Annotated in this window: 12 protein-coding genes; 10 read left to right on the top strand and 2 right to left on the bottom strand. The window is 71.4% G+C overall.

The window, feature by feature from the left end; all coding sequences use genetic code 11:
• The first annotated feature begins 37 nt into the window (after nt 1–37).
• Both ACQEUR_RS17580 and ACQEUR_RS17585 read left to right on the top strand, forming a co-directional pair.
• On the top strand, nt 38–373 hold the full coding sequence (locus tag ACQEUR_RS17580; RefSeq protein ID WP_433032003.1) for a hypothetical protein: 336 nt from the start codon (nt 38–40) through the stop codon (nt 371–373).
• Entirely contained in the window at nt 373–1,305 is a 933-nt protein-coding gene (locus ACQEUR_RS17585) for an ATP-grasp domain-containing protein (protein WP_433032211.1), read from the top strand. The genes ACQEUR_RS17580 and ACQEUR_RS17585 overlap by 1 nt, the downstream gene beginning before the upstream one ends.
• Here the strand turns inward: ACQEUR_RS17585 and ACQEUR_RS17590 are convergent.
• On the bottom strand, nt 1,283–2,284 hold the full coding sequence (locus ACQEUR_RS17590; RefSeq protein ID WP_433032006.1) for a COX15/CtaA family protein: 1,002 nt from the start codon (nt 2,282–2,284) through the stop codon (nt 1,283–1,285). The two genes, ACQEUR_RS17585 and ACQEUR_RS17590, sit on opposite strands and share 23 nt — an antisense overlap.
• Nucleotides 2,285–2,401: 117 nt before the next feature.
• On the opposite strand from ACQEUR_RS17590, the gene ACQEUR_RS17595 reads away from it, so the two are divergent.
• The 8 genes from ACQEUR_RS17595 to ACQEUR_RS17630 all read left to right on the top strand — a co-directional run bounded on the left by ACQEUR_RS17595 (nt 2,402) and on the right by ACQEUR_RS17630 (nt 9,083).
• Complete coding sequence (locus ACQEUR_RS17595; protein WP_433032009.1) at nt 2,402–3,160, top strand: helix-turn-helix transcriptional regulator; 759 nt, start codon at nt 2,402–2,404, stop codon at nt 3,158–3,160.
• A gap of 256 nt (nt 3,161–3,416) precedes the next feature.
• Nucleotides 3,417–4,586: a Fe-S cluster assembly protein SufB gene (gene sufB, locus ACQEUR_RS17600; RefSeq protein WP_433032214.1), complete on the top strand. Its 1,170-nt coding sequence runs from the start codon at nt 3,417–3,419 to the stop codon at nt 4,584–4,586.
• Between the two features lie 61 nt (nt 4,587–4,647).
• The gene (gene sufD, locus ACQEUR_RS17605; RefSeq protein WP_433032012.1) at nt 4,648–5,811 is read left to right on the top strand and encodes a Fe-S cluster assembly protein SufD; all 1,164 of its coding nucleotides are present in this window, start codon (nt 4,648–4,650) and stop codon (nt 5,809–5,811) included.
• Nucleotides 5,811–6,140 (top strand): non-heme iron oxygenase ferredoxin subunit, encoded by a 330-nt coding sequence (locus ACQEUR_RS17610; RefSeq protein ID WP_433032014.1) that lies wholly within the window; start codon nt 5,811–5,813, stop codon nt 6,138–6,140. The genes sufD and ACQEUR_RS17610 overlap by 1 nt, the downstream gene beginning before the upstream one ends.
• On the top strand, nt 6,137–6,910 hold the full coding sequence (gene sufC, locus ACQEUR_RS17615; protein ID WP_433032017.1) for a Fe-S cluster assembly ATPase SufC: 774 nt from the start codon (nt 6,137–6,139) through the stop codon (nt 6,908–6,910). The genes ACQEUR_RS17610 and sufC overlap by 4 nt, the downstream gene beginning before the upstream one ends.
• A 27-nt stretch (nt 6,911–6,937) precedes the next feature.
• Nucleotides 6,938–8,245: a cysteine desulfurase gene (locus ACQEUR_RS17620; RefSeq protein WP_433032020.1), complete on the top strand. Its 1,308-nt coding sequence runs from the start codon at nt 6,938–6,940 to the stop codon at nt 8,243–8,245.
• On the top strand, nt 8,245–8,703 hold the full coding sequence (gene sufU / locus ACQEUR_RS17625) for a Fe-S cluster assembly sulfur transfer protein SufU (RefSeq protein WP_433032023.1): 459 nt from the start codon (nt 8,245–8,247) through the stop codon (nt 8,701–8,703). The genes ACQEUR_RS17620 and sufU overlap by 1 nt, the downstream gene beginning before the upstream one ends.
• Nucleotides 8,700–9,083 (top strand): metal-sulfur cluster assembly factor, encoded by a 384-nt coding sequence (locus ACQEUR_RS17630; RefSeq protein ID WP_433032026.1) that lies wholly within the window; start codon nt 8,700–8,702, stop codon nt 9,081–9,083. The genes sufU and ACQEUR_RS17630 overlap by 4 nt, the downstream gene beginning before the upstream one ends.
• Before the next feature lie 70 nt (nt 9,084–9,153).
• On the opposite strand, the gene ACQEUR_RS17635 is transcribed toward ACQEUR_RS17630, so the two are convergent.
• Nucleotides 9,154–12,024, bottom strand: coding sequence for a penicillin acylase family protein (locus tag ACQEUR_RS17635; RefSeq protein ID WP_433032029.1), 2,871 nt, complete (start codon nt 12,022–12,024; stop codon nt 9,154–9,156).
• Nucleotides 12,025–12,153 lie beyond the last annotated feature (129 nt).

Raw genomic sequence — 12,153 nt, forward strand, 5'->3', positions numbered from 1 at the left:
CCCTCGGGCCCGCCCGAGTCTGCTTAGGCTTCGCAGCATGGCAGATGGTTCCGATACGACGCCGACGGCCGAACAGACCGTCGCGGGCCAGACTCCGAATGGTCTGGTCGCCGGCATCAAGGCGTTCGCCGCCGGGCACGGGGGTGCGAAGGCGGTCATCGAATACGTCGGCAAGCGGGGCGCACGGATAGTCCTGGTGGGGGAGGACGGCGTGTGGGCTGACCAGTTCGCGGACGGTACCGACGTCGCGCGACTGGCCTGCGCCAAGGCGGGGGTCGCCGTGGAGAACGAATGGGAGCGGGAACTGATGGACGAGATGCGTCCGAGTAACGATCTGTGGCGGTCGATGGCCCGACGCACGATGGCCCGTTGATACCTTTGTCCGACATCCAAGCGGCCCGGGGGCGACCCCGGGTCGCTCTCGTTACCTGTGCCGAGATTCCCGATCTGGAAGACGACGACCGGCTGCTGCTGGCGCCGCTGGCACAGCGGGGGGTCATCGCCGAGCCGGTGGTCTGGGACGCGCCCGACGTCGACTGGGCCGGTTATCCGCTCGCGGTGCTCCGTTCCCCCTGGGACTACCCCCGCCGGCGGGACGAGTTCGTCGCCTGGGCCGCGACGGTGCCCCGGCTGGCCAATCCGGCCGACCTGGTCCGCTGGAACACCGACAAGCGCTACCTGGGCGAGCTGTCGGCGGCCGGCGTACCGACCGTGCCGACCACCTGGCTCGACCCGGCCTCCGCCTGGCGCCCCCCGGATCGGGGCGAGTACGTGGTCAAGCCCGCCGTCGGCGCGGGGAGCCTGGACACCGGCCGGTACGACCTGGCGGACCCCGAGCAGCGGCGGCTCGCCTCGGCACACGTACGGCGGTTGCAGGCGGCCGGCCGGCACGCCATGGTGCAGCCGTACCTGACCGCCGTGGACACCGACGGCGAGACGGCACTGCTGTACGTCGGTGGACCCGACGGACCGGCGTTCAGCCACGCGATCCGCAAGGGCGCCATGCTGACCGGTCCGGACACCGGCGCCAGCGCCGAGGAACTGTTCCGGGCCGAGCGGATCGACCCGCGTACCCCGAGCCAGGCCGAGCTGGCGGTCGCCGAGCGGGTGCTGGCGGCGCTGCCCGGCGGCCCGGAGCGGGTGCTCTACGCGCGGGTGGACCTGATCCCCGGGTCGGACGGCGCGCCGGTCCTGGTCGAGGTGGAGCTGACCGAACCGTCGCTCTTCCTGGCCCATGCCGAGGGTGCGGCCGAGCGGTTCGCCGAGGCGATCGCCGGGCGGGTCAACTCCCCGGCGTCGTGCTGACCAACGGGCTGTCGGCGCTGGCCGGGGTGCGCTCCGGTCCCGGCGGCGCCGCGGCCGGCGGTCGGGGGGAGCCGGCGTCGACGGCGGGTCCGGCGGTGCGGGTGCGGGTCCCCCAGAGCACCGCCAGGGCGGCGAGCCAGACCAGGCAGGAGCCGAGCATGTGCGCGCCGACCAGGACCACGGGCAGCCCGGTGAAGTACTGGACGAAGCCGATCAGGCCCTGGCCGAGCTCGGCCAGCAGGAGCAGCCCGGCCGCCCGGCGGGCGGCGGCCGGCGCCGACACGGCCCGCAGCGCGAACCAGAGCGCGACGGAGAGGCCGAGCAGCAGGAACACCACGTCGGCGTGCACCTGGGAGACCGTTTCCGGGTCCAGGCCGTTGCGGGCCGCACCGGAGTCGCCGGAGTGGGGTCCGCTGCCGGTCACCCAGGTGCCGACCACCAGGACGAGCGCGGTCGCCCCGGCGGTGAGCCAGGCCAGGGTACGCAGCGGGCCGGGCACGGTCGGCCGGGCCGGTCCGTCGGGTTCGAGCGTCCGGCGCCAGAAGGCGTAGGCCGCGGCGATGACCGCCATGGAGGCCAGGAAGTGCAGCCCGACCACCCAGGGGTTGAGGTTGGTCAGCACGGTCAGGCCGCCGATCATCGCCTGCGCCGGGATGCCGAAGGCGGCGACGACGGAGAGCAGCCGCAGGGAGCGCCGGCGCGGCCGCTGCCGCCAGGCGGCGACCACCCCGGCGATCACGATCGCGGCGAGCGCGAAGGTGAGCAGCCGGTTGCCGAACTCGATCACACCGTGCAGCCCCATCTCGGGCGTCGTGGTGTACGACTCCTCGGTGCAGCGCGGCCAGGTGGGGCAGCCGAGGCCGGACTTGGTCAGCCGGACCGCGCCGCCGGTGCCGACGATGAGCACGTTGCCCACCACCGAGGCCAGCGCCAGGCGTGAGATGGTGGCTTTGCCAGAGAATTCGCCGAATCGGCTCACACCTCGACATGGTACGTGCAAATGTGATCATGGCGGACGGCGCGTCCGCCGCCCGGTGGCCCGGATCACCGGGAACGGGGTTTGCGGAGCAGAGACGAAATACGTAACGTTGGCGTAGTGAAAAACCTGGCGGCGTACTCCGAGCGGAAACGGGTGACCGAATCGGTCGCCGGTGCCGTCGTGGGCCCGTCCGTCGCCGGGCCGGAGGCGCGCCCCACCCGGGACCGGGTCACCCAGCTGCTGCTGGAGCACGGAGCGGCCACCGCCGCCGAGCTCGGCGCCGAGCTGGGGCTCAGCTCCGCCGCCATCCGCCGGCACCTCGACGCGATGCTCGTCGACGGCGACGTGGTGGCCCGTGAGCAGCCCGTGCGCGGCCAGCGGGGGCGGGGCCGGCCGGCCAAGGTCTTCCGGCTCACCGATTCCGGCCGGCTGCGCTGCGGCACCCACACCTACGACGGCGTGGCCACCGCCGCGCTGCGCTGGATCGCCCAGCACCACGGCGCCGACGCGGTCGGTGCCTTCGCCGCCGAGCAGGTCGCGGCGCTGGAGGCGCGCTGCCGGGCCGCCATGGAGGGCGCCGGCGACGACCCGATGGCCCGGGCGGAGGCACTTGCCGGGGCGCTCACCGCCGAGGGTTACGCTGCGAACGCGTCCACGATCGCCTCTGGCGGCCAGTTGTGCCAGCACCACTGCCCGGTGGCCCACGTGGCCGCGGAGTTTCCCCAGTTGTGCGAGGCCGAGACGGCGGTCATCTCCCGCCTGGTCGGCACCCACGTGCAGCGCCTGGCCACCATCGCCCACGGCGACGAGGTGTGCACGACACACATTCCGACCCAGCCGATCCCTTCCGCCAGCAGTGTGAGGACAGACAGATGACCGAGCAGATCGTCCAGCCCATGACGCAGGAGGAGCAGCTCGCCGCCCTGGGCCGTTACGAGTACGGCTGGGCCGACTCCGACACGGCCGGCGCGACGGCGCAGCGGGGCCTGTCCGAGGCGGTCGTGCGGGACATCTCCGCCAAGAAGAACGAGCCCGCCTGGATGCTCGACCTGCGCCTGAAGGGGCTGCGGCTCTTCGGGCGCAAGCCGAGCCGGCGTGGGGGGCCGACCTCAGCGGGATCGACTTCGACAACATCAAGTACTTCGTGCGGTCTACCGAGAAGCAGGCCGCCAACTGGGACGAACTGCCCGAGGAGATCAAGAACACCTACGACCGGCTGGGCATCCCGGAGGCCGAGAAGCAGCGGCTGATCGCCGGCGTGGCCGCCCAGTACGAGTCCGAGGTGGTCTACCACAAGATCCGTGAGGACCTGGAGGAGCAGGGTGTCCTCTTCCTGGACACCGACACCGCGCTCCGGGAGCACGAGGACGTCTTCAAGGAGTACTTCGGCACGGTGATCCCGGTCGGCGACAACAAGTTCGCCGCGCTGAACACCTCCGTGTGGTCCGGCGGCTCGTTCATCTACGTCCCCAAGGGCGTGAACGTCGAGATCCCGCTCCAGGCCTACTTCCGGATCAACACCGAGAACATGGGCCAGTTCGAGCGGACCCTGATCATCGTCGACGAGGGCGCGTACGTGCACTACGTCGAGGGCTGCACCGCGCCGATCTACTCCTCCGACTCGCTGCACAGCGCGGTCGTCGAGATCATCGTGAAGAAGAACGCGCGCTGCCGCTACACGACCATCCAGAACTGGTCGAACAACGTCTACAACCTGGTCACCAAGCGGGCGGTCTGCCACGAGGGCGCGACCATGGAGTGGATCGACGGCAACATCGGCTCCAAGGTGACGATGAAGTACCCGGCGGTCTACATGACCGGCGAGCACGCCAAGGGCGAGGTGCTGTCGGTGGCGATGGCCGGCGAGGGCCAGCACCAGGACGCCGGCGCCAAGATGGTGCACGCCGCGCCGCACACGTCGAGCACGATCGTCTCCAAGTCGATCGCCCGCGGCGGCGGCCGGACGTCCTACCGGGGCCTCGTGCAGGTGCTGGAGGGTTCGCACCACAGCCGGTCGACGGTCAAGTGCGACGCGCTGCTGGTCGACACCATCTCCCGGTCGGACACCTACCCGTACGTCGACATCCGCGAGGACGACGTCTCCATGGGGCACGAGGCGACCGTCTCCAAGGTCAGCGAGGACCAGCTCTTCTACCTGATGAGCCGGGGCATGACCGAGGACGAGGCGATGGCGATGATCGTGCGCGGCTTCATCGAGCCGATCGCCAAGGAGCTGCCGATGGAGTACGCCCTGGAGCTCAACCGACTGATCGAGCTGCAGATGGAGGGCGCGGTCGGCTGACGCCGGCCCCGCGCCCGCCACGGATCCGCCTCGGACCTCGCGAGACAAGACCAAGGAAGAGATGACTACCGAAGCATTCGCGCCCCCGGCACCGGGTGCGCCGCAGACGAAGGCGCAGACACTCCGCTCGTACGACGTCGCCGACTTCCCGACCCTGACGGGTCAGGAGGAGGAGTGGCGGTTCACCCCGCTGAAGCGGCTGCGCGGGCTGGCCGACGACGGGTTCACCGCCACCGACGGCCGGCTGCGCTACGAGGTCGACGCGCTGCCGGACGGGGTGACCTTCGGTGGCGTGCACGAGGGTGACGCCCGGATCGGCAGCGTGCTGACCCCGTTCGACCGGGTCAGCGCGCTGGCCTACGGCCGGGCCGGCGAGGCCGTGGTGGTCGAGGTCGCCCCGGAGACGCGGCCGGCCGAGCCGGTCTCGATCCGGCTGGTCGGGCTGGGCGCCGACGGTGCCTCGTTCGGGCACACCTTCGTCGAGGTGGGCCGGTTCGCCGAGGTGACGTTGGTACTGGAGCAGACCGGCTCGGTCACCCTGGCCGACAACGTCGAGGTGTCGGTCGCCGAGGGCGCGCGGCTGACCCTGGTCACGGTGGCGGACTGGGCGTCGGACGCCGTGCAGGCCCAGCACCTGCGGGTCCGGCTGGGCCGGGACGCCAGGATCACGCACGTGCAGGTCACCCTCGGCGGTGAGCTGGTCCGGCAGTACACCAGCGTCGACTACACCGGGCGGGGCGGCGAGGCCGAGCTGTACGGCCTCTACTTCGCCGATGCCGGACAGCACCTGGAGCACCGGCAGCTCGTCGACCACACCGAGCCGGACTGCCGCAGCTACGTCGGCTACCGGGGCGCGTTGCAGGGTGCGAGCGCGCACACCGTCTGGGTCGGCGACGTGCTGATCCGGGCCAGCGCCACCGGGACGGACACCTACGAGATCAACCGCAACCTGGTGCTGACCGACGGCGCGCGGGCGGACTCGGTGCCCAACCTGGAGATCGAGACCGGCGAGGTGGCCGGAGCCGGCCACGCCAGCACGACCGGGCGCTTCGACGACGAGCAGCTCTTCTACCTGATGGCCCGGGGCATCCCGGAGGACGAGGCGCGCAAGCTGGTGGTGCGCGGCTTCTTCGCCGAACTGCTCAACAAGATCCCCGCCGAGAAGCTGCGCGAGCGGCTGGGCGAGCAGATCGAGACGCGGCTGGCGAAGGGGCCAGCGGTCTGATGATCAGGATCTGTTCGACCGAGGACATCCCGAAGGGGACCGTGATCCAGGCGGAGGTCGACGGGACCGAGGTCGCCGTCGTGCACGCCGAGGACGGCACCTTCTACGCCGTACGGGACGAGTGCTCGCACGCCGCCGTGTCGCTCTCCGAGGGCGAGGTCGACGGCTGCACGCTGGAGTGCTGGCTGCACGGGTCGCGCTTCGACCTGCGTACCGGCCAGCCGACCGGGTTGCCCGCGACCGAGCCCGTACCCGTCTACCCCGTCGAGATCCGCGACGGTGACATCTACCTGAGCCTTATCCCGAGCAATGGAGTTACCGCACCATGAGCGTTCTGGAGATCCGTGACCTGCAGGTGTCGGTGCGGCTGCCCGAGGGCGAGCTGAAGCCGATCCTGGCCGGTGTCGACCTGACCGTGCGGGCGGGGGAGACCCACGCCATCATGGGCCCGAACGGGTCCGGCAAGTCGACCCTGGCCTACTCGGTCGCCGGCCACCCCAAGTACGAGATCACCAGCGGCTCCGTGCTGCTGGACGGCGTCGACGTGCTCTCGATGTCCGTCGACGAGCGGGCCCGCGCCGGTCTCTTCCTCGCCATGCAGTACCCGGTCGAGGTGCCCGGGGTGTCGGTGGCCAACTTCCTGCGTACCGCCAAGACCGCGATCGACGGCGAGGCGCCGAAGCTGCGCACCTGGGCCGGCGAGCTGCGCACCGCCATGGAGCGGTTGCAGATGGACCCGGCGTTCGCCCAGCGCAACGTCAACGAGGGCTTCTCCGGCGGTGAGAAGAAGCGGCACGAGATCATGCAGCTTGAGCTCCTCAGCCCGAAGATCGCGATCCTCGACGAGACCGACTCGGGGCTGGACATCGACGCCCTGCGGGTGGTCAGCGAGGGCGTCAACCGGGTCCGCGCGACCGGCGAGACCGGCCTGCTGCTGATCACCCACTACACCCGCATCCTGCGCTACATCAAGCCCGACCACGTGCACGTCTTCGTGGCGGGGCGGATCGTCGAGCAGGGCGGCCCGGAGCTGGCCGAGAAGCTGGAGGCCGAGGGCTACGAGCGGTACGTCGCCGGCGCCGGCTCCGCCCGGGTCTGAGCGAGAGCGGAGAGGGGTGCTGTCCAGATGACCACGATCGAGATCCCGCCGGGCATGCCGCAGTACGACGACGTGCCCCGGTTCGACGTGGCGGCGGTACGCGCCGACTTCCCGATCCTGGGCCGGGAGGTCAACGGGCACCCGCTGGTCTACCTGGACAGCGCCGCGACCTCGCAGAAGCCGCGCCAGGTGCTCGACGCGCTGCGCGGGCACTACGAGCGGCACAACGCGAACGTCTCCCGCTCGGTGCACACGTTGGGCACCGAGGCGACCGAGGCGTACGAGGGGGCCCGGGCGAAGGTCGCCGCGTTCATCAACGCGCCGAGCCCGGACGAGGTGGTCTTCACCAAGAACTCCACCGAGGCGATCAACCTGGTCGCGTACGCCTTCTCGAACGCCTCGCTCGGCGGCGCCGCCGCCGACCCGCGGTTCCGGCTCGGCCCCGGTGACGAGGTGGTGATCTCCGAGATGGAGCACCACTCCAACATCGTGCCGTGGCAGCTGCTCTGCGAGCGGACCGGTGCCACCCTGCGCTGGTTCGGCGTCACCGACGGCGGCCGGCTCGACGAGTCCCAGCTCGACGAGCTGGTCAACGAGCGGACCAGACTCGTGTCGATCGTGCACATGTCCAACATCCTGGGCACGGTCAACGCCACGGCGCGGATCACCGAGCGGGTCCGCCAGGTCGGCGCGCTGCTGCTGCTCGACTGCTCGCAGTCGGTGCCGCACCTGCCGGTCGACGTGGTGGACCTGGACGCCGACTTCATCGCCTTCACCGGGCACAAGATGTGCGGGCCGACCGGCATCGGGGTGCTCTGGGGCCGGGGCGAGCTGCTGGCGGCGATGCCACCGGTGCTCGGCGGCGGTTCGATGATCGAGACCGTGACGATGACGGGCTCCAGCTACGCTCCGCCGCCGGCCCGGTTCGAGGCGGGTACCCCGCCGATCGCCGAGGCGGTCGCGCTGGGCGCGGCGGTCGACTACCTCTCCGGGATCGGCATGCCGGCGATCCAGTGGCACGAGAAGGAGATCACCGCGTACGCGCTGGACGCCCTGGACACCGTGCCGGGCCTGCGCATCTTCGGCCCCCGGGTACCGGTGGGCCGGGGCGGGGCGATCTCGTTCGCGCTGGAGGGCATCCACCCGCACGACGTCGGCCAGGTGCTCGACGCCCAGGGCGTGCAGGTGCGGGTCGGCCATCACTGTGCGCGACCGGTCTGCGCCCGTTTCGGCGTACCGGCCACGACCCGCGCGTCGTTCTACCTGTACACCACGACCGCCGAGGTCGACGCCCTGGTACGGGGCCTGGAACAGGTACGGAAGGTGTTCGGGTGATGCAACTCGACCAGCTGTACCAGGAGATCATCCTGGACCACTACAAGCATCCGCACGGGCGCGGCCTGCGTGAGCCGTACGCGGCGGAGGCGCACCACGTCAACCCGACGTGCGGGGACGAGGTGACCGTGCGGGTCGCGCTCGACGACGACGTGCTGCGGGACATCTCGTACGACGGCATGGGCTGCTCGATCAGCCAGGCGTCGGCGAGCGTGCTGCACGAGTTGCTGCGCGGTCGGGGTACGGACGAGGCGTTCGCGGTGCACGCGGCGTTCGTGGAGTTGATGTCGGGTCGGGGCCAGGTGACTCCGGACGAGGAGCTGCTGGGTGACGCGGTGGCGTTCGCCGGTGTCGCCCGCTATCCGGCCAGGGTGAAGTGCGCGTTGCTGCCGTGGATGGCGTTCAAGGACGCGGCGGCGCGCGCCGGGGTGGGCGTGAGCCCGGAGGTGAGAGCATGACTGACCAGGACATGGCCACCGGGTCCGACGCGACGGCCGTACCGGCCGCCGGCGGTAGGGCTGCGGTCGCCGATATCGAAGAGGCGATGAAGGACGTCGTCGACCCGGAGCTGGGCATCAACGTGGTCGACCTCGGCCTGGTGTACGGGGTGCACGTCGACGACGAGAACGTCGCGACGCTGGACATGACGCTGACCTCGGCGGCGTGCCCGCTGACCGACGTGATCGAGGACCAGGCGCGGACGGCGCTGACCACCGGCCCCGGCGGCGGATTGGTCTCCGACATGCGGATCAACTGGGTGTGGCTGCCACCGTGGGGCCCGGACAAGATCACGGACGAGGGCCGCGACCAGCTCCGCGCGCTCGGCTTCAACCTCTGAGCTGTAAGGAAGGGCCCCTTCTTATCGCTTTTTGCATAGGAAGGGGCCCTTCCTAACGCCTGTCCCCCCGTCAGCGGCGGCCGGCCGGGAACGAGATCACCTGTTGGTAGGTGGGACGGTTCTGCCAGGCGATCGGGCGGTGCTTGATCCCGCCCAGCGGGGACTGGACGATCGCGTCGGCACACCACTGGTCACCCGCCGCGCAGTGCTCGTCGCCCGGATAGACCTCGGCGGCGGGCTGCGCGGCGGCGTCGCCCAGGGTGTCCAGCAGCATCTGCCGGCACGCCGTCAGCCCGCCGTCGCCGCAGTACGTCCGGCCGAGCCCGCCGCGCACCGGCTCCCCGAGCACCGCCCGCAGGTCGGCGTCCACATAGCCCCACCAGCCGTACTGGAAGGACGAGCCCTTGTGCGTCTGGGCCGCCGCCGCCGAGCCGGGCAGGTCGGAGGCGTCGCCGCGCTGGTGCCCGGAGGGTGACTCGTTGATCTGGAGGGCGTTGACCAGCGCCTGGTAGAGATCGTCACCGAGCGGCCCGGCGAACTGTCCCCGGACCAGCAGCGGCCACCAGGCGTCGAAGATCCGGATCGCCTCGGCGTGCTGGTACGTGCGGGAGCCGGGCGCGGTCTCCACCCGCAGCGCCCCGGCGGCGCGCCACGCCCGCAGCTTGCCGACCACGTCCGCGAGGCGGGCGTCGGTGACCGGCTGGCTCTCCAGCACCCGGATCAGCTCGTCCAGCACCTCGATCCCGCGCAGGTCGGTCAGCCCGGCCCGCTGCACCAGCGCGGTCAGCGAGGCCCGGTCGAACGTCCGCCCGGCGGCCAGGGCGGCCCGGATCGGCTTGTCCAGCAGGTCGCCCCGGTGTACCGCGCCGAAGCTGAAGTTGCCGTCGGCGGCACCGAAGTCGGCGGCCTGCTTGTTGTTCCAGCTGATGTAGTAGTCCTGGTCGACGGAGTTCGGGTGCGCCGCCACCGGCGCGTACGCGGCCGTGTTGGTCTCCGGGTCGAAGCCCTGCCACTCGTACGCCGGCTCGGCCCGCATCGGCAGGTTCGGGTTGGCCCCGGCGGCCCGCAGCGGGTTCAGCCCGGAGTTGAAGTACGCCGACTCGGTGGAGTTGACGTAGAACCAGTTGAAGGCGTAGCCGATCTGGGCGGCGGAGGTCATGAAGGACGCGGCATCGCCCATCGCGGCCGGGTCGTTGAACATCTGGAAGCCGATCGCCGAGTCGGCCTCGTGCCGGTACGTCGAGCGGAGCCGGGCGAACGCGTGCGGCTGACCGCCGATCGTGCCGCGCCAGGCCACCAGCCCGAGCTTCGTACGCCTGGCCACGATCCGGTACGAGCCGGCCGGCGTGCTGTCGGCGACGGTCGGCTGCCACGAGTTGACGTGGGAGATCTCCTCCATCGCCAGGCACTCGCCGCGGTAGCGGTAGTGGTTGCTGGCCAGCGTCGGCGCGCTGCCGTCCGTGGTGCAGAGCGGCAGCGCGTAGGTGTCGGTGATGTCCTGGGTGGCCGAGGTGGCGCTCCAGGCGTAGTCCTGGCCGCGGCCGAGCAGCACGTAGAGGTTGACCCCGGCGAAGGCGGCGCCCCGGGCGCTGATGCCCGGCCCCTGCAACTCCTGCACCATCAGCAGTTGCGGCGCGAAGTAGCCGGTCTGCGGGCCGAAGACGGCGACCGGATGCCCGGTGGCGGAGTGCGCGGCGGAGATCACCGCCGCGTTCGACATGCCCCGGTTGGCCGGCCCCAGGGTCAGCCCGGAGAGCGCGGCGGCGAGTTCGGATCCGCCGTGGCCGGCCGACGGGGACCGTGTCGAGGTGGTCCGGCCGGCGGTCGAGGCCGAGCCGGTCGGGTCCGCGACGACCGGCTCGGCCTCGACGGAGCCGGCGTCCGGCAGCACCACGCTCGATGCGTCCGGATCCGCCGACCCGTACGGGAAACTCTGTCCGTCGTGCAGGGTCAACACCGTCTCCGGGTTGTTCTCGGCCCGGAACGCCGTCCACACCCGGTCGCCCTCGCTGGCGCCGTACTTCGCGCGGGCGGCGATCCGGACGAGCGCCGACTGCATCTCGTTGCCCCCGCCGCCGCCGAAGAGCCCGCCGACCACCCCGGCGACGGCGACCAGGTCGGTCATCTGGAACGGCTCGGGACCCCCGGCGTTGGTGATCGCGTCCAGGTGCCCGGTCAGCACGTACTCGCCCGGACAGTTGCGCCGGCTCATGCAGTGCCGGATGTAGGCGTTGATCCCGTCGATGTACTCCCGTACGTCGGCGTAGAGCTGCTCGCCCCGGGGTCCCCGGGTGCGCAGCGCCTCGACCTGGGCCTGCAGGTCCGTCTCCCGGTACGGCGAGTTGCGCCAGACGCTCTGTTCCAGGGCCCGGTTGCCGGGCGCGCCCCCGGCGAACGAGGTGAGGGTGCCGCGCCCCACGTGCCGCAGCAGGTCCATGGTGAACAGCCGGTCCTCCGCGCCGACGTAGCCGGCGCCGAACATGGTGCCGCCCCGGGTGGTGCCGGTGACGTGCGGGATCCCGTTCGCGCGGTCGCGTACCACGGTCACGTCGGAGCGGGGGGAGTAGCTGCGTTCGACCTGTCCGGCCGGTACCCCGAAGGAGGCGTCGGTGAAGAACTGTCCGATCTGGTCCTCGCGCAGCCCGGCGTAGGAGTAGACGAGGTTGGCGTACCGGTCGAGCTGGTCGCCGGAGTGCTTCGGGAGGATGCCGAGGGTCTGGTTGGCGAGCACGTCGGCCAGGGTGGCGTTGCCGTTCTGCCCCGGCGGCAGGATGTCCGCACACCAGCCCTGGCAGTGGTCCACCACGGCGGCCGGCAGTGCGGCTGCGGGGGAGTGGACCGGCGCGGCCGGTGCGGGGGAGCCGACGAGGGCGGTTGCCCCGACGGTCAGCCCGGCGACGGCGACGGCCGTCAACCGGCGGAAGATGGCGCGTCGGGACATCCTGGTCCTCCCGGCAGCGTGCGGCGTGACGTGAACAACGCTCGGATACCGGATGGTAACTGTTGGGGAAGATCGATAGATAGGGCTGTATCGGCGTGGCCGCCGGCCCCCACGGCGGTAAATCGCTGG

It is taken from the genome of Plantactinospora sp. CA-290183, assembly GCF_050936375.1.
Classification (GTDB): domain Bacteria; phylum Actinomycetota; class Actinomycetes; order Mycobacteriales; family Micromonosporaceae; genus Plantactinospora.